Source organism: Microbacterium flavum, assembly GCF_018717645.1.
Lineage (GTDB): Bacteria > Actinomycetota > Actinomycetes > Actinomycetales > Microbacteriaceae > Microbacterium > Microbacterium flavum.
This window is the reverse complement of the sequence record NZ_JAFLHG010000011.1, coordinates 1-21,350: the sequence shown is the minus strand read 5'-3', so window position 1 is coordinate 21,350 and position 21,350 is coordinate 1. Positions and strand designations below refer to the sequence as shown.

The 21,350-nt window shown below is 70.9% G+C and carries 25 protein-coding genes; 14 read left to right on the top strand and 11 right to left on the bottom strand.

What is annotated here, in order from left to right; translation table 11 throughout:
* Positions 1–6: 6 nt before the first annotated feature.
* From J0P97_RS11890 to J0P97_RS11865, 6 genes are read right to left on the bottom strand one after another with little or no spacing between them, the layout of a single operon-like run.
* Entirely contained in the window at positions 7–2,376 is a 2,370-nt protein-coding gene (locus tag J0P97_RS11890; RefSeq protein ID WP_215488005.1) for an FdhF/YdeP family oxidoreductase, read from the bottom strand.
* On the bottom strand, positions 2,373–3,362 hold the full coding sequence (fdhD, locus tag J0P97_RS11885; RefSeq protein WP_215488004.1) for a formate dehydrogenase accessory sulfurtransferase FdhD: 990 nt from the start codon (positions 3,360–3,362) through the stop codon (positions 2,373–2,375). Before fdhD ends, J0P97_RS11890 begins: the two co-directional genes overlap by 4 nt.
* Positions 3,310–4,455, bottom strand: a complete 1,146-nt coding sequence (locus tag J0P97_RS11880; protein WP_215488003.1) for an ABC transporter ATP-binding protein — start codon at positions 4,453–4,455, stop codon at positions 3,310–3,312. Before J0P97_RS11880 ends, fdhD begins: the two co-directional genes overlap by 53 nt.
* Entirely contained in the window at positions 4,452–5,240 is a 789-nt protein-coding gene (locus J0P97_RS11875) for an ABC transporter permease (protein ID WP_215488002.1), read from the bottom strand. The genes J0P97_RS11880 and J0P97_RS11875 overlap by 4 nt, the downstream gene beginning before the upstream one ends.
* Entirely contained in the window at positions 5,237–6,049 is an 813-nt protein-coding gene (gene modA / locus J0P97_RS11870) for a molybdate ABC transporter substrate-binding protein (protein WP_215488001.1), read from the bottom strand. The genes J0P97_RS11875 and modA overlap by 4 nt, the downstream gene beginning before the upstream one ends.
* Before the next feature lie 41 nt (positions 6,050–6,090).
* A complete protein-coding gene (locus J0P97_RS11865; RefSeq protein WP_215488000.1) occupies positions 6,091–6,480 on the bottom strand; it encodes a TOBE domain-containing protein in 390 nt (129 codons plus the stop codon).
* 110 nt (positions 6,481–6,590) lie between these two features.
* On the opposite strand from J0P97_RS11865, the gene J0P97_RS11860 reads away from it, so the two are divergent.
* From J0P97_RS11860 to J0P97_RS11835, 6 genes are read left to right on the top strand one after another with little or no spacing between them, the layout of a single operon-like run.
* The gene (locus J0P97_RS11860; RefSeq protein WP_215487999.1) at positions 6,591–7,673 is read left to right on the top strand and encodes a ThiF family adenylyltransferase; all 1,083 of its coding nucleotides are present in this window, start codon (positions 6,591–6,593) and stop codon (positions 7,671–7,673) included.
* Entirely contained in the window at positions 7,643–8,869 is a 1,227-nt protein-coding gene (locus J0P97_RS11855) for a molybdopterin molybdotransferase MoeA (protein WP_282838035.1), read from the top strand. The genes J0P97_RS11860 and J0P97_RS11855 overlap by 31 nt, the downstream gene beginning before the upstream one ends.
* Positions 8,866–9,342, top strand: coding sequence for a cyclic pyranopterin monophosphate synthase MoaC (gene moaC / locus J0P97_RS11850; RefSeq protein ID WP_215487998.1), 477 nt, complete (start codon positions 8,866–8,868; stop codon positions 9,340–9,342). Before J0P97_RS11855 ends, moaC begins: the two co-directional genes overlap by 4 nt.
* Positions 9,324–9,920, top strand: a complete 597-nt coding sequence (gene mobA / locus J0P97_RS11845) for a molybdenum cofactor guanylyltransferase (RefSeq protein ID WP_308163556.1) — start codon at positions 9,324–9,326, stop codon at positions 9,918–9,920. Before moaC ends, mobA begins: the two co-directional genes overlap by 19 nt.
* Entirely contained in the window at positions 9,917–10,174 is a 258-nt protein-coding gene (locus J0P97_RS11840) for a DUF6457 domain-containing protein (RefSeq protein WP_215487997.1), read from the top strand. The genes mobA and J0P97_RS11840 overlap by 4 nt, the downstream gene beginning before the upstream one ends.
* A complete protein-coding gene (locus J0P97_RS11835) occupies positions 10,171–10,410 on the top strand; it encodes a MoaD/ThiS family protein (RefSeq protein WP_215487996.1) in 240 nt (79 codons plus the stop codon). Before J0P97_RS11840 ends, J0P97_RS11835 begins: the two co-directional genes overlap by 4 nt.
* 18 nt (positions 10,411–10,428) lie before the next feature.
* Here the strand turns inward: J0P97_RS11835 and moaA are convergent, their stop codons facing one another.
* The 3 genes from moaA to J0P97_RS11820 are packed head-to-tail and all read right to left on the bottom strand — an operon-like array spanning position 10,429 to position 12,349.
* Entirely contained in the window at positions 10,429–11,436 is a 1,008-nt protein-coding gene (moaA, locus tag J0P97_RS11830; protein WP_215487995.1) for a GTP 3',8-cyclase MoaA, read from the bottom strand.
* A complete protein-coding gene (locus J0P97_RS11825) occupies positions 11,433–11,873 on the bottom strand; it encodes a molybdenum cofactor biosynthesis protein MoaE (RefSeq protein WP_215487994.1) in 441 nt (146 codons plus the stop codon). Before J0P97_RS11825 ends, moaA begins: the two co-directional genes overlap by 4 nt.
* Positions 11,870–12,349: a MogA/MoaB family molybdenum cofactor biosynthesis protein gene (locus J0P97_RS11820; RefSeq protein ID WP_215487993.1), complete on the bottom strand. Its 480-nt coding sequence runs from the start codon at positions 12,347–12,349 to the stop codon at positions 11,870–11,872. The genes J0P97_RS11825 and J0P97_RS11820 overlap by 4 nt, the downstream gene beginning before the upstream one ends.
* A 74-nt stretch (positions 12,350–12,423) precedes the next feature.
* Here J0P97_RS11820 and J0P97_RS11815 point away from each other — a divergent pair, with 74 nt between their 5' ends.
* The 7 genes from J0P97_RS11815 (at position 12,424) to chrA (ending at position 18,468) form a co-directional block, all read left to right on the top strand.
* Entirely contained in the window at positions 12,424–13,275 is an 852-nt protein-coding gene (locus J0P97_RS11815) for a phosphatase PAP2 family protein (RefSeq protein WP_308163554.1), read from the top strand.
* A 162-nt stretch (positions 13,276–13,437) separates the two neighbouring features.
* Complete coding sequence (gene trxB / locus J0P97_RS11810; RefSeq protein ID WP_215487992.1) at positions 13,438–14,412, top strand: thioredoxin-disulfide reductase; 975 nt, start codon at positions 13,438–13,440, stop codon at positions 14,410–14,412.
* A complete protein-coding gene (gene trxA / locus J0P97_RS11805; protein WP_215487991.1) occupies positions 14,409–14,735 on the top strand; it encodes a thioredoxin in 327 nt (108 codons plus the stop codon). The genes trxB and trxA overlap by 4 nt, the downstream gene beginning before the upstream one ends.
* Positions 14,732–15,820: an ACR3 family arsenite efflux transporter gene (gene arsB / locus J0P97_RS11800; protein ID WP_215487990.1), complete on the top strand. Its 1,089-nt coding sequence runs from the start codon at positions 14,732–14,734 to the stop codon at positions 15,818–15,820. The genes trxA and arsB overlap by 4 nt, the downstream gene beginning before the upstream one ends.
* Complete coding sequence (locus tag J0P97_RS11795) at positions 15,817–16,833, top strand: metalloregulator ArsR/SmtB family transcription factor (protein ID WP_215487989.1); 1,017 nt, start codon at positions 15,817–15,819, stop codon at positions 16,831–16,833. Before arsB ends, J0P97_RS11795 begins: the two co-directional genes overlap by 4 nt.
* Positions 16,826–17,233 carry an arsenate reductase ArsC gene (locus J0P97_RS11790; protein WP_215487988.1) on the top strand — a complete coding sequence of 136 codons (408 nt, stop codon included), beginning with the start codon at positions 16,826–16,828 and terminating at the stop codon, positions 17,231–17,233. Before J0P97_RS11795 ends, J0P97_RS11790 begins: the two co-directional genes overlap by 8 nt.
* Positions 17,230–18,468, top strand: a complete 1,239-nt coding sequence (gene chrA / locus J0P97_RS11785; protein WP_282838116.1) for a chromate efflux transporter — start codon at positions 17,230–17,232, stop codon at positions 18,466–18,468. The genes J0P97_RS11790 and chrA overlap by 4 nt, the downstream gene beginning before the upstream one ends.
* Here chrA and J0P97_RS11780 read toward each other — a convergent pair whose 3' ends face one another.
* Entirely contained in the window at positions 18,469–18,852 is a 384-nt protein-coding gene (locus tag J0P97_RS11780; RefSeq protein ID WP_215487987.1) for a MerR family transcriptional regulator, read from the bottom strand.
* A 184-nt stretch (positions 18,853–19,036) separates the two neighbouring features.
* On the opposite strand from J0P97_RS11780, the gene J0P97_RS11775 reads away from it, so the two are divergent.
* Positions 19,037–20,560, top strand: coding sequence for a SulP family inorganic anion transporter (locus J0P97_RS11775; protein ID WP_215487986.1), 1,524 nt, complete (start codon positions 19,037–19,039; stop codon positions 20,558–20,560).
* Between the two features lie 61 nt (positions 20,561–20,621).
* On the opposite strand, the gene J0P97_RS11770 is transcribed toward J0P97_RS11775, so the two are convergent.
* Positions 20,622–21,062, bottom strand: a complete 441-nt coding sequence (locus J0P97_RS11770; protein ID WP_246540352.1) for a hypothetical protein — start codon at positions 21,060–21,062, stop codon at positions 20,622–20,624.
* Positions 21,063–21,350 lie beyond the last annotated feature (288 nt).

Sequence of the window (21,350 nt, the reverse complement as noted above, 5' to 3'; positions counted from 1 at the left end):
CGGCCCTCACCGTGTCGACGGCGCGATGCGCACGCGGATGGACTTCATGAGCGGCTGATCGCTCTGCGTGCTGTAGTCCTTCGCGCCGATCAGGACGTTCATCTCGGGCATGTACCCGGCGGCGCTCCCCCGTGGCATGTCGTACGACAGCGCCCGGAAGCCGTGGAGCGAACGCTCGGTGCCGTCGCGGGAGGTCGCGACGATGTCGACCCGGTCCCCCTCGGCGAGCCCGCGGTCCTTCATGTCCTTCCGGTTCATGAGGACGAGCTCACGGATGTTCTTCACGCCGCGGTAGCGGTCATCGTTCGAGTAGATCGTCGTGTTCCACTGGTCGTGCGAGCGCATCGTCTGGAGGACGAGCACGTCGGCATCCTCGGGGATGACGTCCGGCAGGGGTGCGTGGGAGAACTCGGCGCGGCCGGACGGCGTGCGGAAGTCGCGCTCGCGCGCGGGCTGCGGGATGCGGAACCCGTACGGCCGACGCACGAGCTCGTTGAACCCCTCGAAGCCCGGGAGCACCTGCGCCATCACGTCGCGGATGCGGTCGTAGTCGGCGACGTACTCGTCCCATGGCGTCGCGCTGGCGGGCAGGGTCGCGCGGGCGATCCCCGCGATGATCGCGGGCTCGCTGCGCAGGTGCGGCGATGCCGGCCGGCGCACACCGATCGACAGCTGCACCGAGCTCATCGCGTCCTCGCTCGAGATCCCCTGGCGACCCGACGCCTGCTCGTCGCGCTCGGTACGGCCGAGGCACGGCAGGATCAGGGCGCGCTGTCCGTGCACGAGGTGGCTGCGGTTGAGCTTCGTCGAGACGTGCACCGTGAGGGCGCACCGCCGCATCCCCTCCGCCGTCATCACAGGGTCGGGGGCGGCGCGGACGAAATTGCCGCCCATTCCGATGAACACCCTCACCGCACCGGAGCTCATCGCCGCGATCGTGTGCACCGTGTCGAGACCGTGGGTGCGGGGCGAGCGGATGCCGCACACCTCGTCCAGCCGCGCGAGCCATGCCTCTGCGGGGTCGTGGTCGATCCCGCAGGTGCGGTTGCCCTGCACGTTGCTGTGCCCGCGGACCGGTGACGGGCCGGTGCCGGGGCGGCCGATATTGCCCCGCAGCATGAGCAGGTTCACGATCTCACGCACCGTGTCGACGCCGTGCTCGTGCTGGCTGACGCCGAGGCACCAGCTGATCACGGTGCGCTCGGCGCGGAGGTAGATCTGCGCCGCCCGGCGGATCTCCGCCTCAGCGAGCCCCGACTGCCGGACGAGGTCGGCCCACGGCGTCGCCTCGACGAGGGCGCGGTAGGCGTCGGCGCCGTTCGTGTACGCGCGCAGGAACTCGTGATCGAGCACGCTCGGATCCGACTGCGCCGCCTCGAAGACGACCTTCGCCATGCCGCGGATGAGGGCGAGGTCGCCCCCCGGCCGCACCTGCAGGTTGTCGGTGCTCGTGTCGGTCGCGCGGAACAGCGCCATGTCCACGAACTCGTGCGGAACGATCGTGCGGGTCGCGCCCGCCTCCACGAGCGGGTTGACGTGCACCACCTGCGCGCCGCGGCGGACGGCCTCGGCGAGGCTCGTGAGCATGCGCGGCGCGTTGGAGGCGGCGTTCACGCCGATGACGAACAGGGCGTCGCAGCTCTCCCAGTCCTCGAGGTCGGCGGTGCCCTTGCCGGTCGCGATCGAGGCCTTCAGCGCGCGGCCCGACGCCTCGTGGCACATGTTCGAGCAGTCCGGCAGGTTGTTCGTGCCGAACTCGCGGGCCATCAGCTGGTAGAGGAAGGACGCCTCGTTGCTGAGCCGTCCGGAGGTGTAGAAGGCGGCCTGGTCGGGGTGATCGAGCGCGCGCAGCTCCTCGCCGATGAGGGCGAACGCGGCATCCCACGAGATCGGCACGTAGGTGTCGGTCTCCGGGTCGTAGACCATCGGCTCCGTGAGCCGGCCCTGATCCTCCAGGGCGAAGTCCGTCCACCCGGCGAGCTCGGCGACGGTGTGCGCGGCGAAGAAGGCGGCATCCACGCGCTTCGCCGTCATCTCCCACGTGACGTGCTTGATGCCGTTCTCGCAGATGTCGAGCGCGACCCCCTTGTCGTCGGGCCACGCGCATCCGGGGCAGTCGAATCCGCGCACGGGGTGGTTCATGACGAACATGCTCTTCGTGCCGCCGACGGGCTGGCGCTGACGCAGAAGGATCTCGCCCACGGACTTCGCCGCGCCCCACCCTGCGGCGGGGTGGTGGTACGGCGCCGCCATCGACCACGGCCTGTCCGTCAGGGGCCCGTAGCCGCCCTGGCGCCCCTCCGGGACGATGCCCAGCGCCACGCCGGCGGGCGAGCGGTCCGCTCCGGGCGGGGTGGCCGCCTCCACGTTGGTCATGCGCGCTCCTGCCCCGGTCTCGCCTCTGCGAATGCGGCGTCCGCCGTGCGGGCGGCCCCACCCTCATCATCCGTCGAACCGGACCGGTCGGCAACGGGACTCGCGGTGTCGCCGCGGGGCTGCGCGGGAAGCGCGCGGGCGAGCTCCGCCCCGCGCGCGCGGAGGCGGTCGGCGCGGCTGTACACGTTCATCGACCGACCCCGCAGGAACCCGATGAGGGTGAGCCCCGCCCGCTCGGCGAGGTCGACGGCGAGCGAAGAGGGCGCCGAGACCGCAGCCAAGACCGGGATCCCGGCCATCGTCGCCTTCTGGACGAGCTCGAAGCTCGCGCGACCCGACACCTGCAGCACCGTCCCGTTCAGCGGGAGACGCTCGTTCAGCACGGCCCAGCCGACCACCTTGTCGACGGCGTTGTGGCGGCCGACGTCCTCCCGCACCACGAGCAGGTCGCCGGTCGCGGCGTCGAAGAGCGCCGCGGCGTGCAGGCCCCCCGTCTTCTCGAACCCCTCCTGATGAGCGCGCAGCCGGTCGGGATACTCCGCGAGGTCCTCGGCGAGCACCGTCACCGGGTCCGCGGCGACATCGTGCTGCGACACGGTCTCGACGGCGTCGATGCTCGCCTTGCCGCAGACGCCGCAGGAGCTCGTCGTGAAGAAGGCGCGGGCGCTCTCGGGCCCCGGCACGGGGACCCCCGGTGCGAGCGCGACATCGAGCACGTTGTAGGTGTTCTCGGCGCCGCCCGTCCCGGGGCCTCCGCAGTGGATCGCGGATCGGAACGCGTCGTGGGAGGCGATGATCCCCTCCGAGACGAGGAAGCCCGCCGCCAGTTCGACATCGTGGCCGGGTGTGCGCATCGTGACCGCGAGGGGCGTGCCGACGACGCGGATCTCGAGCGGCTCCTCCACCGCGACGGTGTCGGCGCGCCGCCGCGCCTCACCCTCGAGGGTGAGCCTCAGTACCGGCCGCCGCGTCGTGATCCGCCCCATGCGTCCCGAGCGTACCTCCGCGGTGCGCCGCCGGGGGCTGCGCCGCCACCGGGCGTGCGATGACCGCGGCGGGCCGCAGCCACAGCTCGGCCCCCACCTGCGGCATCCCCGATTCGCCGTACTCCGCGATGATGCCCGTCGAGTGCGAGAGCGTCACGACGCCCGCGCGCACGCGCACGCCGACCACCGTGCCCGGAAGGGCCCCGGTCTCTCCGGGAGCAGCGATCCGCACCGTGCGCGGGTCGACCACGGCGAACGCGCTGACGCCGGGAGCGATCGGTGCGGCCGCGGTATCCGCCGTCCGCTCCGGCGTGGCCTCGAGGATCCGTCCGTCGACGTCGAGTCCGCTCCCGGTCCACACTCCCCGCACGATGCCGAAACCCGCGAGCGCGGCCGTGAAGGGATGGGTCGGATGCTCGGCGATCGCTGCGGGCGAGGTGTCGGCGACGATCTCGCCGGCCTCGATGACGAGACACCGATCCGACCACTGCCACGCGTCAGCGAGATCGTGCGTGACGAGGACGCTCGTGGTGCCGGTGCGTCGCAGCTCCGCGGCGAGGATGCCGCGGACGTCCGGAGCGCCCGCGGCATCGAGCGCGGCGAACGGTTCGTCGAGGAGGATCAGCTCGGGCTCCGCGGCGAAGGCCCGCGCGATCGCGACGCGCTGCGCCTGCCCGCCGGACAGCTTCTCCGGGCGATCCCCCGCCCGGCCTCCGAGGCCGAACCGCTCGAGCCAGCCGTCGGCGATCTCGGCCGCCCGCTGCGCGCCGACCCCGCGCGCCCGGGGACCGAACGCGATGTTCTGACGGAGGTCGAGGTGGGGGAACAGCCGCGGATTCTGATCCAGCAGCGTCACACGCCGCGCGCGCGGCGGGACAGCGCGGACGCCCGGTGCATCGAGCACGCGGCCGCCGAGCTCGACCCTCCCTCGGGCGAGCCGCGCGTTCCCCGCGAGCGCTGCGAGGACGGTCGACTTGCCCGCCCCGTTCGGTCCCAGGATCGCGAGACGGCCGCCGGCGGGGACCTCGAAGGCCGCACGCACGGGGAATCCACGGGCGACCTCGATGTCGGCGCACAGCGCGGCCGAGGTCATCGGACCGCGTCCTCTCGCCAGGACCGGAGACCGGCGATGAGGATGCCGGCGCTCACCAACAGCAGGAGCGACAGCGCCAGCGCGGCATCCTGGCTCACGCCGACCCCGTTGAAGGCGGTGTAGATCGCGAGCGGCATGGTGCGGGTCACCCCGACCGCGTTCCCGGCGAACAGCGCGGTCGCGCCGAACTCGCCGATCGCGCGCGCGAAGCACAGCGCCGTCCCGGCGACGAGACCCGGCAGCAGCAGCGGCAGCGTCACGCGCGTGACCACCCGCCACGGGCTCGCTCCGAGGCTCGCGGCGACGCGCTCGTGCGCGACGCCCGACGTGCGCAGCGCCCCCTCGAGCGTGATGACGAGGAACGGCAGCGCGACGAACGCCTGCGCGACGACGACCGCGGCGGTCGTGTAGGGCAGGCTGAAGCCGGTCGCCTCGAACAGCGGCTTGCCGATGAGGCCCGATCGCCCGAGCAGCGACAGGAGGGCGAGGCCTCCGACCATCGGCGGCAGCACGAGCGGAATGAGCACGAGCGTCCGCAGCACCGCTGCGGGGCGCGCCTGCGCGCGGGCGAGCACGAGCGCGAGGGGGACGCCGAGGATGACGCACACGATCGTGGCCGCCAGCGCGGTGACGACCGACAGCAGGAGCGCGTCGCGCGCGCCGGGTGAGAGCAGATCGTCCCAGAACGTCGCCCAGTGCACGCGGGCGACGAGCCCGAGAAGCGGCAGGAGCAGGAGCGCGACCCCTGCTCCCGCCGCGACGCGGACACCGATGGGAAGGGTCACGCGGCTCCGAAGCCGTGGGCGGCGAGGATCCGCTGCCCGGCATCCGACAGGACGAAGTCGACGAACGCCTGGGCGGCCGCCGTCGACGGCGCGTTCGTGGCGACGGCGATCGGGTATCGATTGACGACACCGGACGCGCCCTCGGGTTCGATGCCCTCCAGGACGCCGGCCGAGTCGTGGATGTCGGTGGCGTAGACGAGCCCGGCATCCGCCTCACCCTGCGCGACGCGACGGACGACCGCGGAGACGCTCGTCTCCTCGCTCACCGGCGTCACCGCGACGCCCGCGGCGGCGAGGAGCTTCTGCGACGCGGCGCCGCAGGGCACCTCGACCGCGCAGAGCACGACGCTCGTCGACGGGTCGGCGAGGTCCCCCAGCGTCCGGATGCCCTTCGGATTGCCCGCGGGCACGGCGATCTGGAGGGTGTTCGTCGCGAACAGACGCGTCGCGCCCACGAGCGTCGCGTCCGTGAGGGGCGCGATGCTCGCCTCGCTCGCGAAAGCGACGACATCGACGTCGGCACCGTCCTGGATCTGGGTCGCGAGCGCCTGCGAGCCGTCGTACACGATGGGGTCGACCGCGTACTCCGGCGCCGCCGCCGTGAACGCATCCGCCAGTTCGTCGAAGGACGCCTGCAGAGACGCGGCCGCGAAGATCTTCAGGGGAGCCTGGGGCGCGGTCGTCTCCGTCCGGGCCGCCGTCTCGGCCGGCGAGGTCGCGGCGGGGCCCGCGCACGCGCTGAGCGCGAGCGCGGCCGCTGCCACGAGCAGGAGGGCGGCGATCGTGGGCGTTCGGCGGGACGGGCGCATGATTTCTCCTCGGCGGGTGAGCGGGACGGACGAGATGACCGTCAGGGCGTCTCGATGATGACCATGGTGGCTTTCACGAGTGCCGTCGCCGCCGATCCGACCTCGAGCTCCATCTCGCGCACGGCCTCGGCGGACATCAGCGAGACGACGCGGAAAGGGCCGCACTGCATCTCCACCTGCGCCATGACGGCATCCGCCGTGATGGCGGTGACGATGCCGAAGAAGCGGTTGCGCGCGCTCGATCCGTGACCGACGGCGCCCAGTTCGGGGGCATCGGCGCGCAGCTGCGCCGCGAGGTCGACGCCCGGGACGACGGTGCGGCCGGCGCCGTCCTGCTCGGAGCGGAGCGCTCCGCTGTCGATCCAGCGACGCACCGTGTCGTCGCTCACGCCGAGGACACGCGCGGCCTCGCGAATACGGAACACGGTCATGTCCTCACGGTAGCACCGCATCTGCGCCCTATTGTCGTCGCGAAGCCCGCATTCGCGGTCGGAACGGCGGACTCGGCGATGCTCCGCGTGTCACGGGCTACCGTAAGACCATGGCCCTGCCTCCCCTCGTCGAACCCGTGGTGGCGCTCCCGGAGAGCGAGCGGCTGCGCCGCGCTCGTCAGTCGCGGCTCCCCGAGATCGGCGACGTCGGGCAGCGCCGGCTGTTCGCGGCGCGTGTCGCGGTCCTCGGCGCGGGCGGGATCGGCTCACCCGTTCTGCTGTACCTCGCCGCCGCAGGGTTCGGCACGATCGCGATCATCGACGACGACATCGTCGAGGAGAGCAACCTGCAGCGGCAGGTGATCTTCGCCGCGGCGGACATCGGGCGCCGGAAGAGCACCGTCGCTGCGACCCGCGTGCGCGCCCTCGCCCCTTCGGCCGACGTGATCGAGCACACCGTGCGGCTCACCGCCGCGAACGCGCGCGACCTGCTCGCCGACTACGACCTGGTGATCGACGGGAGCGACAGCTTCACCACCCGCTACGCCGTCGCCGACGCATGCGACGAGCTGGGCGTGCCGCTCGTGTGGGGATCCGTGCTGCGCTTCGACGCGCAGGTGAGCGTGTTCTGGTCGCGCCCCCTCGCGGGCGAGCCCGTCTCCCTGCGCGACGTCTTCCCCGAGGCGCCCCCCGCCGGCACGGTGCCCTCGTGCGCCGAGGCCGGCGTGCTCGGCGCACTCTGCGGTCAGGTCGGCGCCCTCCTCGTCGCCGAGGCGACCAAGCTCGTCTGCGGGATCGGACAGCCGCTCCTCGGTCGCCTGCTGGTGATCGACGCGCTCACCGCGCGTACCCGCGAGATCCGGCTCGCCCCGTCCGCCGCGGAGCGAGCGCGCGTCGTCCTGCCGGAAGAGCTGTCGGCGGCGCAGGGGCCGGGCGCCCTGCTGCTCGATGTCCGCGAGCATCTCGAGACCGTGCGCGGGACGATCCCGGGCGCCGTGACGATCCCGCTCGCCGAGGTCCTCGCCGCGCCCGAGGGGATCGCGGCCGACGCCGCCGTCATCGTCTACTGTCAGCGCGGCCCGCGCGCCCGCTCCGCCGCGCGCGCGATCGCCGCAGCGCATCCGGACGCCGATGTCCGCGTGCTCGCGGGCGGCTACGAGGCGTGGGTGAAGAGCATGGCGACGGCGACGTGATCGACGTCGAGGCGCACCGGGAGCGCATCCTCTCCGCCACTCCGACTCTGCCGTCGGAGAGCGTGTCGCTGCACGACGCGCTCGGCCGGGCGCTCGCGGCTCCGGTCGCGACCCGCTGGCCGGTGCCGCTCTTCGACAACTCCGCCATGGACGGCTACGCCGTCCGCGCTCAGGATGCCGTCGCCGGCGCGAGCCTGCGGGTGGTCGCCGACATCCCGGCCGGGAGCGACGCGGACCCGCCTCTCGCCCCCGGCGAATCCGCACGCATCATGACCGGCGCGCCCGTGCCGTCGGACGCCGACGCGATCGTGCCGCTGGAGGCCACCGATCTCGGCACGCAGGTGCGCGAGCACGCCCCCGAGCGGGTGACCGTCCTCGCGGCGCCCACCCCCGGCGCGCACGTGCGCCGCCGTGGCGGGGATGCTCCCGAGGGCACCGAGGTCGTCGCCCCCGGAGCGGATCTCGATGCCCGCGCCCTCTCGACGATCGCCTCAGCGGGGTACGACCGCGTCGAGGCGCATCGGCCTGCGCGCGTCGCGATCCTCTCGACCGGCAGCGAGCTCATCGCGCCGTCGGCGACGCCGCGTCGCGGCCAGATCCCCGAGTCGAACTCGGTGCTGCTCTCGGCCGCCGTCCGCGAGGCGGGCGCGCACGTCCCCTCCGTCCTGACCATTCCCGACGACCCGGACGCCCTACGCGCCGCACTGGGCACGATCGACGCCGACGTGCTGATCCTGTCAGGAGGCGCGAGCGTCGGCGCGTTCGATGTCGTCAAGGCCGTCCTGAGCGCCGACGGCATCCGCTTCGACAGCGTCGCGATGCAGCCGGGGAAGCCGCAGGGCTTCGGCACCCGCGCCGACGGGGCGCTCGTCTTCTGCCTGCCCGGGAACCCCGTGAGCGTTGCCGTGTCGTTCGAGATGTTCGTGCGACCCGCGCTGCGCCGACTCGCCGGCTTCTCGGTGATCGACCGTCGGCGCCTGACGCTGCCCGCCCGTCAGTCCTGGACGACGCCGCCCGGCCGCACGCAGGTGCTGCCCGTCGTCATCGACGGGGGCGGCGTCCGCCCGTCGGCCGCCGGCGGCAGCGGGTCGCACCTGGTGGCATCCCTCGCCCGTGCCGAGGCGTTCGCCGTGATCCCCGCCGACGTCGAGCGGGTCGAAGAAGGAGACCACGTGACCGTGATGATGCTCTCGTGAGTGACCGGTTCACCCACCTCGACGCGGCGGGACACGCCCGGATGGTGGATGTCACCGAGAAGCAGCCGACCGTGCGCGCCGCGACCGCGACGGGCTTCGTGCGGTGCTCGCCGCCCGTCATCGCCGCGCTCCGCGACGGGTCGGTGCCGAAGGGCGACGTGCTCGCGGTCGCGCGGATCGCCGGCATCCAGGGCGCCAAGCGCACGGCCGAGCTCCTCCCCCTCGCCCACATCATCGGAGTGCACGGCGCGACGGTCGATCTCAAGATCACCGCCGATGGCGTGCACATCGAGGCGACCGTCCGCACCGCCGACCGCACCGGCGTCGAGATGGAGGCGTTCACCGCCGTCGGCGTCGCCGCGCTCGCCCTGGTCGACATGGTGAAGGGCCTCGACAAGTCGGTGACGATCGAACGGATCGCCCTGCAGCGCAAGACCGGCGGCAAGAGCGGCGAGTGGGTGCGCCCGGAGTGACCGCCGCCGTCATCCTGGGGGGCGGACGTGCGCGCCGGCTGGACGGCGCGGACAAGGCTGCGGTGGAGGTCGCAGGCGGCCCGCTCGTCGACCGCGTCTACGCCGCGGTGCGCCCATGCGACCCGGTGATCGCCGTGGGCCCCGCCACGCTCGCCCGCGCCGGGCTCCGGGTGGTACGCGAGGAGCCGCCGTGGTCCGGCCCCGCGGCAGCGGTCGCGGCCGGCGTGGCGGCGCTCCCCGCCGACGCGGCGGCCGACGCCGAAACCTGGCTGCTGGCCTGCGACCTCCCCCGGGCCGGAGAGCTGGTGGCGCTTGTCGGTGTCATCCCGATCCCGAGGGACGCCGATGCCGTCGTCGCGACGGACGGCGACGGCCGGATGCAGTGGCTCGCCGGACGCTACCGGATCGCCGCGCTCCGCCGCGCCCTCTCCACGCGGGGCTCCTTCGACGGCGTCTCGATGCGGGATCTCCTCGCGCCGCTTCGCCTCACCCCCGTGCCGGTCGGCGATGCCGCCCTCGACCTCGACACGTGGGACGCCATCGCGGACTATCGTCGAAACGAGAAGGAGGGATCATGACAGACACTCCCGCCGCGGATTCCCCCGCGGTCCTCGATTCCTGGGTGCAGACGCTCGCGTCTCGCCTCAACCTCGACCCGTCATCGGTGCCCACGGCGCTCCTGCTCGACCTGACGCGCGAGGCGGCGCACGGCGTCGTACGCCCCGCCGGACCGCTCACGACCTATCTGCTCGGGATCGCCGTGGCGAACGGCCGGTCGCCCGAGGAGGCGGCGGAGCTGACGCGCGCCGCGATCGCCGAGTGGGCCGGATGAGGGTCCGGCTGTTCGCCGGCGCGGCGGATGCCGCCGGCACCGAAGACGAGCATCTCGATCCCGCCCCGCGCTCAGCCGGTGCGCTGCGCACGGTTCTCGCCGAACGGTTCGGCGCCGAGTTCGCGGACGTGCTGTCGCGATGCGCCCTGCTGGTCGACGGGAAGCGCGCCGAGGACGATGCCACGATCCCGGCATCCGCGACCGTCGATGTGCTCCCCCCGTTCGCCGGCGGCTGAGCGCGTCGCCTGCGCTCGCTACCCGCCGATGGCGGACATCGGGCGATCGGGCTGGAGGAAGCCGGGGTCGTCGATGCCGTGGCCGGCGCGCTTGCCCTCGATGTTCTTACGGAGCATGCGGGCGGTGTCCTCGTCGCTGCCCCCGGAGCGCAGGAGGCTGAGGAGGTCGGATTCCTCCCGCGCGAAGAGGCAGTTGCGGAGCTGTCCGTCCGCGGTGAGCCGCACGCGGTCGCAGGCGCCGCAGAACGGCGCCGTCACCGACGCGATCACCCCGACGACGGTGGGGCCCCCGTCGACCAGGTACTCCTGCGCCGGGCTGGACCCGCGTTCGCCGTACGGCTGAAGGTCGAACTCCCGGCCGAGCTCCTCGAGGATCTCCTCGCCGCGCACCATCTCGACGCGCGACCAGATGTGGCCCGCATCGAGCGGCATCTGCTCGATGAACCGCAGTTCGGCCTCGTGGGCGATCGCGAAGCGCACGAGGTCGCGCAGCTCGTGATCGTTGACGCCGCGCATCGCGACGGTGTTGAGCTTGAGCGGCCGGAGCCCGCTGCGCTGCGCGGCCTCGATCCCCGCCAGGACGTCCTCGAGCCGGTCGCGGCGGGTCAGTTCGGCGAAGCGCGCGGCGTCGAGGGTGTCGATGCTGATGTTCAGCCGCTGCAGGCCGGCCGCGACGAGGTCGTCCATGATGCGATCGAGTCGGATGCCGTTGGTGGTGAGGGACACCTGGAGCGGTCCGTCCACCCCCTCGATCGCCGCCATCCGGCGGACGACATCCACGAGATCGGGGCGGAGCAGCGGCTCGCCGCCGGTGAGCCGCACCTCGACGATGCCGAGGCGTGCGAGCACCTCCGCGACCCGGACGATCTCGTCGGTCGTCAGCAGATTCTGCTTCGCCAGCCAGGGCACCCCCTCGGCGGGCATGCAGTAGGTGCAGCGCAGGTTGCACTTGTCGGTGAGAGAGATCCGCAGATCGCGATGGACGCGCCCGAAGCGGTCGGTGAGAGGCCCGTCGAAGATGCTCATCGCGCGAGGGTCCCGAGCCCCACCCAGCGGCCGGACTCCTGACCGGAGCCGTCGCGCTCGATCTGCTTCTTCCACACCGGAAGCTCGGCCTTCACCCGCTCGACGAGCGCACGCGACACCTCGAAGGCATCCGCGCGGTGCGCGCTGGAGACGGCGCACACGATCGCGGTCTCCCCGACCGCGAGGGAGCCGACACGGTGGCTGACCGCGATGCGGAGGCCGTCGGCATCCACGCTCTCCGCCAACTCCGTCAGGATGCGCGCGGCGTCGGGGTGGGCGGAGTAATCGAGGCGCACGACGACGCCGTCCGCGTCGGGATCGTGGTCGCGCACCGTGCCGAGGAACACGGCCGAGGCGCCCGAATGCGCATCCGCCACCGCGGCGATGTGCGCCGCGACGTCGAGCGGCGCATCGGCGAGGGCGGCCCGCACGATCACGCGTGGTCCTCGCCGTCGAGCTGGGCGAGGACGTGGCGCGCGACCGACAGGACGACGGGGATGCCGTCGGCCACCGCGCCCGGAGAGCCGGCGAGATTGACGACGAGGGCGGCATCGACGATACCCGCGCGCCCCCGGGAGAGCATCGCCGCGGCCACGCTCCCTGCTCGCCGGATCGCATCCGCGATGCCGGGGACCTCGGGCTGGAAGAGGCCCTCCATCGCTTCGGGCGTGACGTCGCGCGCAGACACACCGGTCCCGCCCGTCGTGATGATCAGCCGGGCACCGTCGCCGATCGCGCGACGCAGCGCGTCCTGGATCGCGACGACATCATCGGGCACCACGGCCACCTCGGCCCGCCATCCCGCGGCAGTCAGCAGCTCCGCGGCGCGCGGACCCGAGACGTCCGCGCGGACGCCGGCCGCCGAGCGGTCGGACACTGTCACGACACGCGCGAGCTGGCCGGGAGAGGTCATGCCCTCAGTGTAGGTGCGCCCCGGGCGATGCGGGCCGCGGGTGCGCAGAGCGAGCCCGACGAGGCAGGATGGGTGTGAGTACTTACGGAGGCGCGATGACGAAGCGGCGGAGAATATCGGAGCGGGCGGGAGCCCATCCGGCGGACGCACGCCGCTGGCGGAGCGTGCGGCGTCAGGTCGACGCCCTCGACATCAGCGTCTTCGATGCCGTCGCCCACACGCAGAGTCCGCTGCTGGATGCCACGATGCCGCCGCTCACCCGCGCCGCGGACCGCTCGATGCTCTGGATCGGCGTCGCGGGCCTCCTCGCCCTCACCGGGCGACCGCGTGCGCGACGCGGGGCGGTGCGGGGTCTCGCCTCGATCGCGGTCACGAGCCTCATCGCGAACCAGGTCTCCAAGCGCCTGCACCGACGCCCCCGCCCGTCGATCACGCAGGTGCCGCAGCAGCGCCTCGCGCATCGCATCCCGACCTCGACCTCGTTCCCGAGCGGGCACTCCGCCAGCGCGATGGCGTTCGCCGCCGGGGTGAGCGCGGAGTGGCCGATCCTCTCGGTACCACTGCGGACGCTCGCCGGGCTCGTCGGCTTCTCGCGGGTCGCCACCGGCGCGCACTATCCGTCCGACGTCGTCGCGGGCTTCGCGCTCGGCGAGGCCATCGCCTGGCTGACGACGCGCGTCGTCCCCGCCGAGCGGGTCGATCCTGCGTTCGACGATCTGACCGTGCGTGCGGGCACCCCGCGCCCCGACGGCGCGGGGATGACCCTCGTCATCAACCCGACCTCGGGGTCGGGGCGTGCCGGAAAGATCCTCCCGACGGTGCGCCGGGCACTCCCCCGCATGCGGATCGTCGAGCTCGGAGAGGGAACCGACTACGGCCGGACGATCGACGAGGCCGCATCCTCCTGCGAAGTCCTCTACTGGTAGGTCCGATTGTTGAAGAGTGCACTTTTCGCGTCGGTTGAGCGACGGTGCTGAGGCCAGGTGTGAACGGTGTTAGCGACCCCTGGCCGAACGCGGCAAGTGAACATCTGGTGACGAAGTCTGCATGGACTCGCGGGCTGGTTTGATGGATGTCAATATAGAAGCATGTCGAATCAAGAGGTCGAACTGGTCATCGTCGGGTCCGGTCCCGCCGGATACACGGCAGCTGTCTACGCGGCCCGTGCGGGTCTTGCGCCGGTCGTGATCGCCGGTTCGGTGACGGCGGGCGGTGCATTGATGACGACCACGGAGGTGGAGAACTTCCCGGGTTTCGTTGACGGCGTGCAGGGTCCTGAGCTGATGGAGTCGATGCGGGCGCAGGCGGAGCGGTTCGGCGCTCAGATCGTCTACGACGATGCGATCCGACTTGATCTCGACGGCGACGTGAAGACCATCGAGACCGGTGCCGGGGCGACGTACCGGGCGCGGGCAGTGATCTTGACGATGGGTTCTGCGTACCGCAAGCTTGGCCTCCCTGAGGAGGAGCGCTTGTCCGGGCATGGGGTGTCGTGGTGCGCGACGTGCGACGGGTTCTTCTTCCGCGACAAGGAGATCGCCGTGATCGGCGGTGGGGACTCCGCGATGGAGGAGGCTCTGTTCCTCACGAGGTTTGCGTCGAAGGTGACGGTAGTGCATCGCCGGGATGAGTTCCGTGCGTCGAAGATCATGGCGCAGCGGGTGCTGGATGACCCGAAGATCGAGGTCGCCTGGAACAGCGAGGTTGCTGCGATCCTCGGCGACGATCAGGTTACCGGGCTGACGCTTCGCGACAGCGTCACCGGGGCGGAGCACACGCTTGACGTCACGGGGGTGTTCGTCGCGATCGGCCATGACCCGCGCTCCGAGCTCGTGACCGGGCAGGTCGATACCGATGTGGACGGGTACGTGCGGGTCGATCATCCGTCGACGCGGACGAACCTGGTTGGGGTGTTCGCGGCCGGGGATCTCGTCGATCACACGTATCGGCAGGCGATCACCGCTGCGGGCACCGGCTGCGCAGCCGCGCAGGACGCCCAGCACTACCTCTCGAACTTTGCAGCCGCGTCCGTTTCCGTACCTGTTCTGGAGGTCTCCGCATGAGCACCGTCACACCTGTCACCGACGCCAGCTTCCGCGCGGAGGTACTCGAGTCCGAGCTGCCCGTCGTCGTCGACATCTGGGCGACCTGGTGCGGCCCGTGCAAGGCGATCGCCCCGATCCTGGACCAGCTCGCCGGCGAGTACGCGGGCCGGGTGACGTTCGTGAAGGTCGACGCCGACCAGAACCCCGAGACCGTGACCGCGGCCGGTGTGACCTCGATCCCCGCCCTCGGTTTCTACCGGAACGGCGAACGCGTGGATGTGCTGATCGGCGCGCACCCGAAGCCCGTCTACACCGCGAAGATCGAGGAGCTGCTCGCATGACGGACACCCTGATCCGCACTTCCCCGAAGAGGCTCTCCACCCTGGACAGGTGGCTGCCGCTGTGGATCGGCCTCGCCATGGTCGCGGGCCTGTTGCTCGGCAGGTTCGTCCCGGCGCTGTCAGGCCTGCTGGCGAAGCTTGAGGTCGGCGGGATCTCGATCCCGATCGGGCTGGGGCTGCTGGTGATGATGTACCCGGTGCTCGCGAAGGTCCGTTACGACAAGATCGCTGCCGTCACCGGCGACAAGAAGCTCCTCGTCTCTTCCCTCGTACTGAACTGGCTGGTGGGACCCGCGGTGATGTTCGCTCTCGCGTGGATCTTCCTCCCCGACCTGCCTGAGTACCGGACGGGGCTGATCATCGTCGGGCTCGCACGGTGCATCGCGATGGTGGTGATCTGGAACGATCTGGCCTGCGGTGACCGCGAGGCCACGGCGGTGCTTGTTGCGATCAACTCGGTTTTCCAGGTCGTGATGTTCTCCGTGCTCGGCTGGTTCTACCTCACGGTGCTGCCGGGATGGCTGGGCCTGGACTCACAAGGCCTCGAGGTCTCGGTCTGGCAGATCGCGCTGAACGTGCTCGTGTTCCTCGGTGTGCCGCTGGTGGCGGGCTTCGCGTCCCGCTGGATCGGCGAGAAGCGCCGCGGCCGCGCCTGGTACGAGGAGAAGTTCCTCCCCGCGGTCGGACCGTGGGCGCTCTATGCTCTGCTGTTCACGATCGTGCTGCTGTTCGCCCTCCAGGGCGACGCGGTGCTGGCGAAGCCGCTCGACGTCGCGCGGATCGCGCTACCGCTGCTGGTCTACTTCGGGCTGATGTGGTGCGCCGGGCTCCTGCTCGGCAAGGGCCTCGGCCTGGGCTACGCGCGGTCGACCACGCTGGCGTTCACCGCCGCGGGCAACAACTTCGAGCTCGCCATCGCCGTCGCGATCGGCACCTTCGGCGCGGCGTCCGGCCAGGCACTGGCAGGCGTCGTCGGCCCGCTCATCGAGGTGCCCGTGCTTGTCGGTCTCGTCTACGTCTCGCTCTGGGCGGCCCGCGCCTGGTTCCGCACCGACCCCTACGCCACCGATTCGAGGACGCCATGACCGACACTGCTCTCATCACCGATTCTGAGGCCTGTGCGCCGTCCGCGAGCCACGCCATGGGGCTTGACGCCGCGACGGCGGTCGCGGGAACCCTGAAGTCGCTCTCGGACCCGCTGCGTCTGCGGATGCTCTCGGCCATCGCCACGGATCCGCGCGGCGAGGCGTGCGTGTGCGACCTCGCTGAACTGGCCGACGTGTCGCAGCCGACGGTCTCCCACCATCTGAAGGTGCTGAAGGAGACGGGCATGCTGCTCTCCGAGCGGCGCGGCACGTGGGTCTACTACCGGATCGCCCCGGCCCGCCGAGGCGCTGTCACGGCACTCCTGGACGCATTCGCCCCCGCAGCGGCCTTGGACACGACCGAGGACGACGCCGAACGCGCCGAAGCGCTGCAGGCCATGGACGGCCGCGTGACCCACCTCGCCGAGGAGCTCGCGGACGAGCTGTCGGACCTGAACCGGGATCTCGTGACCGCGATCGTCCGGGAGTCCTACGCCGGTCTCGTCCGGTCGGCGAAGCTCACGCAGCACATGATCCCGCTCACCGAGCGCTTCGCCCGCCAGCGCCTCGCCGACCTCACCCGCGACCGTAGTGCGGGCGTGCCGCAGGTGCTGTTCGTCTGCGTCGCGAACGCTGGCCGGTCCCAGCTCGCCGCCGCGCTCGTCAACCAGCTCGCTGGCGGCACGGTCATCGCCCGTTCCGCGGGATCGACGCCAGCGTCGGACGTGCATCCGCACGTCCGCTCCCTGCTCGTCGAGATCGAAGGCGAGCAGGAAGCCGAGACGGCGTTCCCGAAGCCACTGACCGACGATGCGGTCCGTGCTGCCGACGTGGTCGTGACGATGGGCTGCGGCGACGTCTGCCCGATCATCCCCGGCGTCCGGTACGAGGACTGGGCCGTCGGAGACCCCGCGCTGGCGTCGCCCGACGGCGTCGCCGCGATCCGAGACGACATCGAGAGCCGCGTCCGCGAGCTCCTCGCCACCCTGACCGAAGGAACCAACCATGACTGACCAGAAGCCCTCCGTCCTCTTCGTCTGCGTCCACAACGCTGGCCGCTCCCAGATGGCCGCCGGCTGGGTCCGCGAGCTCGCGGGAGACCGCGTCGAGGTCCGCTCCGCCGGTTCCATCCCCGCCGAGCAGATCAACCCCGTCGCAGTCGAGGCGATGCGCGAGGTGGGGATCGACATCACCGCCGAGCAGCCGAAGATCCTGACGACGGAGGCCGTGCAGGCATCCGACGCGGTGATCACGATGGGCTGCGGCGACGCCTGCCCCTTCTTCCCCGGAAAGCGCTACGAGGACTGGAGGCTCGACGACCCGGCCGGGCAGGGCATCGAATCGGTGCGACCGATCCGCGACGAGATCAAGGGCCGCGTCGAAGCGCTCCTCGCCGAGATCCTCGGGCAGTGAGCGCGGGAGCGGACCTGGGGCGGTCCTCGGAGCGCGGTCGCGTCGGCGAGGTATTCCGGGCGTTCGCGAAGCTCGGCGTGACCTCGTTCGGCGGACCGGTCGCGCATCTGGGGTACTTCCGCGAGGAGATCGTGTCCAAGCGGAAGTGGGTGAGCGACGCGCAGTACGCCGAGCTCGTCGCCTTGTGCCAGTTCCTCCCGGGGCCAGCGTCGAGCCAGGTGGGCTTCGCTCTTGGCCTCGTGCGCGCAGGCTTCCGTGGAGCTCTTGCGGCATGGGCTGCGTTCACACTGCCGTCCGCACTGCTACTCGTGCTCTTCGCGATCGGCGCGGTGACCTTCGAGGGCCCGGTAGGCGCGGGTCTTCTCGTGGGTCTCAAAGCCGTCGCCGTGGCGGTCGTCGCGCACGCCGTCCTGGGAATGGCTCGTACCCTCACGCCCGACGTCCGCCGGGCCCTGATCGGAGTCTCCGCGGCGGTGCTCGCCCTGCTGCTGCCCGGAAACCTCGGCCAGCTCGCCGCGATCCTCATAGGCCTGGCCGCGGGGATTATCTGGTGCCGGAAGATTGACGTCATGGCGTCCGGCCCCCTCGCCGTGCGCATCTCGAGGCGTCTCGGGGCCTCGTGCCTGATCGTGCTCGTCGTCTTGCTCGCTGCGCTGCCCGTCGTCACTGTGCTGACGCGCAACGCCTGGTTCGGGATCGCAGACGCCTTCACCCGGGCCGGAGCGCTCGTCTTCGGAGGCGGACACGTCGTCCTTCCGCTGCTGCAGGCGGAGCCCGCCGTCGCAGGTGCGGTCAGCCACGACCAGTTCCTCGCCGGCTACGCTGCGGCGCAGGCCGTTCCCGGCCCGCTGTTCACTTTCGCCGCCTACCTCGGCTTCGAGATGCAGGACGGATGGGCGGCACCCCTCGCGGCCCTCCTCGCCCTCGTCGCGGTCTTCCTGCCCGGCATGCTGCTCCTCGTCGGCGTGCTCCCGTTCTGGGAGCGCCTGCGCGGGAACCCGACAGTCAGGTCAGCGATGACAGGCGCGAATGCCGCGGTCGTCGGCATCCTCACAGCAGCGCTGTGGACGCCGGTGATCACCTCTGGAGTGACCGGACTTGCGCCCTTGATCATCGCGCTCGGGTGCTTCCTCATGCTCACAGTCTGGAAGCTGCCGGCATGGATGGCAGTTCTGGCCGGGGCCGCAGCAGGCGTCGTCGCGGGCGTCGCCGGGATCGGCCTCGGCTGGGCGTGATCAGGCCCTGATGCGCTCTCCGAGCAGGCCGATGAATTCGTCGGCCGCGGCGAGCTGCTTCTCGAGCTTCGCCCGCCGCTGCTCCGCGTCCGTCAGGAACTCGGTGAGCAGCTGCATCGCCTCAGCTCCCGAGTATCTTTCCGCCTGAGTCGCCTCCAGCGCGCGCAGCAGATCCCTCAGCTGCTCCAACGAATAGCCGAGAGGCTTCATCCTGCGGATAAGCATGAGTCGTTCATAGTCGCCCTCGGTGTAGAGCCGGAACCCGCCTTCAGAACGACCTGAAGGCTCAAGCAATCCAATCTCGTCGTAGTGGCGCAGCGTCCTCAGGGACAGCTCCGTTCGCTCTGCCAGCTCGCCGATGTGCATCATTCCGTCTTCGGGCACGGGGGTTCCTCCTCGGTTCGACCCAACTCTCACGTTACGTTAGGGTTGATTTCTGTGTCCACCAGAAGTGGACGCATCCGCTCGCTGCGCGGTTCTCCGCAGGTATCGCGAGCCCGCGCGAATCGCGCCCCTGACATTCTCCGCTCTCGCGCTGAGAGCACCGCCCGATAGATGGAGGTCACGCATGGCGATCGCCCCTGCGACCACAGACGACAAGAACAGGTACCGGACCGAGCCGTCGGTGCTGACGGCGCTGAAATCGCCGAAGATCCTCACCCGCGAGGTCCTCGGCGGCCTCGTGGTGGCCCTCGCCCTGATCCCCGAGGCCATCAGCTTCTCGATCATCGCCGGAGTGGACCCCAAGGTCGGGCTCTTCTCGTCCTTCATCATGGCCGTGACGATCGCCTTCGTCGGCGGCAGGCCCGCGATGATCACCGCCGCCACTGGCGCGATCGCCTTGGTCATCGCCCCGGTGGCCCGCGAGTACGGCATGGACTACTTCATCGCCACCGTGATGTTGGCCGGTGTGCTGCAGATCGTGCTCGCGGTGTTCGGCGTCGCGAAGCTCATGCGGTTCATCCCGCGCAGCGTCATGGTCGGCTTCGTCAACGCCCTGGCGATCCTCATCTTCACCGCGCAGCTGCCGCAGCTGATCGACGTGCCCTGGATGGTCTACCCGCTGGTGGCCGTCGGCCTGCTGATCATGGTCTTCATGCCGAAGATCACGAAGGTGATCCCGGCCCCGCTGGTCTCGATTGTCGTCGTCACCGCCGCGGTCGTGGTCTTCGCGATCAACGTGCCGACCGTCGGAGACCAGGGAGAGCTGCCTCGCAGCCTGCCGGAGCTGTTCGTCCCGAACGTGCCGCTCACCTGGGAAACGCTCACGATCATCACCCCCTACGCGTTCGCGATGGCCCTCGTTGGGCTCATGGAATCGCTGATGACGGCGAAGCTCGTCGACGACGTCACCGACACGCACTCGAACAAGACCCGAGAGTCCTGGGGGCAGGGCGTGGCGAACATCGCCTCCGGCTTCTTCGGCGGCATGGGCGGCTGCGCGATGATCGGACAGACCATGATCAACGTGAAGGCCTCCGGCTCCCGCACACGCATCTCGACGTTCCTCGCGGGCGCGTTCTTGCTGATTCTCATCGTCGCGCTCGGCGACGTCGTCGCGATCATCCCGATGGCGGCGCTCGTCGCAGTGATGATCATGGTCTCTGTCGGCACGTTCGACTGGCACTCCATCCGGCTCTCGACCCTCAAGCGGCTGCCCAAGAGCGAGACGTTCGTCATGGTCGCCACGGTTGCCGTGGTCGTCGCGACCCACAATCTCGCGATCGGCGTCATGGTAGGCGTGTTCGTCGCCTCCGTGATGTTCGTCCGCCGTGTCGCGCACCTCATCGACGTCAAGCGCGAGATCGTCCAGGACGCAGACGGCGACGCCGCCCGGTACACCGTCGAGGGGCAGCTGCTGTTCGCGTCCAGCAACGACCTCACGACGTTGTTCGAGTACGCAGCCGATCCCGAGCGAGTGGTGATCGATCTGACCAGATCGCACGTCTGGGATGCCTCTACGGTCGCCGCGCTCGATGCGATCGAGACAAAGTACGAGCAGCACGGCAAGAGCGTCGAGTTCGTCGGCATGAACGACTACACGACCGCGTTCCACGCCCGCCTCACCGGCGGACTCGGCGCGGGGCACTGACCTGCAGGAGCAGGGCGTTCGACGCCGCGGGCTGCGATCACAACCTCAGATCGATCGACGATCAGCGGAGGCCGGGATAGTCCGTCCAATCGCCACCGGCGAGGCGTGACCATGCGGCGGCGGATGCCGGAGTGATCCCGAGCAAGTCCGATACGATCCGCGGGTGCATCTGGCGACTGAGCTCGATCAATGCTGTCGTGCGAGCGCTGCCTGACCGAAGTCCTTGGTCCCGGAGTCGGCGGCCCAGCGGCCCCGGCGTCAGGTGATTGCCGGGGTTCCGACCAGGGAAGAGCCACCCCTCGCGGTACTTCGCGGCCTCGGCGACGAGGACGAGGACCGCGTCGCCGAGCACATCGGGGAGTTCGATCGGCTCGGATCCAATAGTCAGTTTCACTGGTCGCGACGTCGCGTCGACCTGCGCACTGCGGATCGTGACGATGCGTGTCAGCTGCACACCGTAGAGCAGCACGAGCAAGCCCGCGACCCGGGTCTTCGCGTCCATGTCGGGGGACGCGAGGAACCTGCGGGCCATCTGCCACCGGTGGTCGGAGGCGTACTCCCGGCCCTCGAGCCGGTGAGGGCGAAACTCGACCCGGAGGGCACTCAGCCGATGTCGCCGCATCCAGCGAGTGAACGGAGCCAAGGCGTCTCGTTGGCTTGGTGTGAAGCGCCCTGGGTCTGATGGAGACTCGCGCTATTTGATTCCCACCAGCTGATCGGTGGTGGTTTGGCCAGCATAGAACGTCTCCTCGAACTCGGCCGGCGGGACGTCGCCGAGGTAGCCGTGGAG

What these genes read in the sequence shown, in the direction of transcription:
- J0P97_RS11890 (WP_215488005.1), bottom strand. Translation starts at nt 2,376, where the DNA reads ATGACCAACGTGGAGGCGGCCACCCCGCCCGGAGCGGACCGCTCGCCC.
- fdhD (WP_215488004.1), bottom strand. Translation starts at nt 3,362, where the DNA reads ATGGGGCGGATCACGACGCGGCGGCCGGTACTGAGGCTCACCCTCGAG.
- J0P97_RS11880 (WP_215488003.1), bottom strand. Translation starts at nt 4,455, where the DNA reads ATGACCTCGGCCGCGCTGTGCGCCGACATCGAGGTCGCCCGTGGATTC.
- modA (WP_215488001.1), bottom strand. Translation starts at nt 6,049, where the DNA reads ATGCGCCCGTCCCGCCGAACGCCCACGATCGCCGCCCTCCTGCTCGTG.
- J0P97_RS11865 (WP_215488000.1), bottom strand. Translation starts at nt 6,480, where the DNA reads ATGACCGTGTTCCGTATTCGCGAGGCCGCGCGTGTCCTCGGCGTGAGC.
- J0P97_RS11860 (WP_215487999.1), top strand. Translation starts at nt 6,591, where the DNA reads ATGGCCCTGCCTCCCCTCGTCGAACCCGTGGTGGCGCTCCCGGAGAGC.
- J0P97_RS11840 (WP_215487997.1), top strand. Translation starts at nt 9,917, where the DNA reads ATGACAGACACTCCCGCCGCGGATTCCCCCGCGGTCCTCGATTCCTGG.
- J0P97_RS11835 (WP_215487996.1), top strand. Translation starts at nt 10,171, where the DNA reads ATGAGGGTCCGGCTGTTCGCCGGCGCGGCGGATGCCGCCGGCACCGAA.
- moaA (WP_215487995.1), bottom strand. Translation starts at nt 11,436, where the DNA reads ATGAGCATCTTCGACGGGCCTCTCACCGACCGCTTCGGGCGCGTCCAT.
- J0P97_RS11820 (WP_215487993.1), bottom strand. Translation starts at nt 12,349, where the DNA reads ATGACCTCTCCCGGCCAGCTCGCGCGTGTCGTGACAGTGTCCGACCGC.
- trxB (WP_215487992.1), top strand. Translation starts at nt 13,438, where the DNA reads ATGTCGAATCAAGAGGTCGAACTGGTCATCGTCGGGTCCGGTCCCGCC.
- trxA (WP_215487991.1), top strand. Translation starts at nt 14,409, where the DNA reads ATGAGCACCGTCACACCTGTCACCGACGCCAGCTTCCGCGCGGAGGTA.
- arsB (WP_215487990.1), top strand. Translation starts at nt 14,732, where the DNA reads ATGACGGACACCCTGATCCGCACTTCCCCGAAGAGGCTCTCCACCCTG.
- J0P97_RS11795 (WP_215487989.1), top strand. Translation starts at nt 15,817, where the DNA reads ATGACCGACACTGCTCTCATCACCGATTCTGAGGCCTGTGCGCCGTCC.
- J0P97_RS11790 (WP_215487988.1), top strand. Translation starts at nt 16,826, where the DNA reads ATGACTGACCAGAAGCCCTCCGTCCTCTTCGTCTGCGTCCACAACGCT.
- J0P97_RS11775 (WP_215487986.1), top strand. Translation starts at nt 19,037, where the DNA reads ATGGCGATCGCCCCTGCGACCACAGACGACAAGAACAGGTACCGGACC.
- J0P97_RS11770 (WP_246540352.1), bottom strand. Translation starts at nt 21,062, where the DNA reads ATGGACGCGAAGACCCGGGTCGCGGGCTTGCTCGTGCTGCTCTACGGT.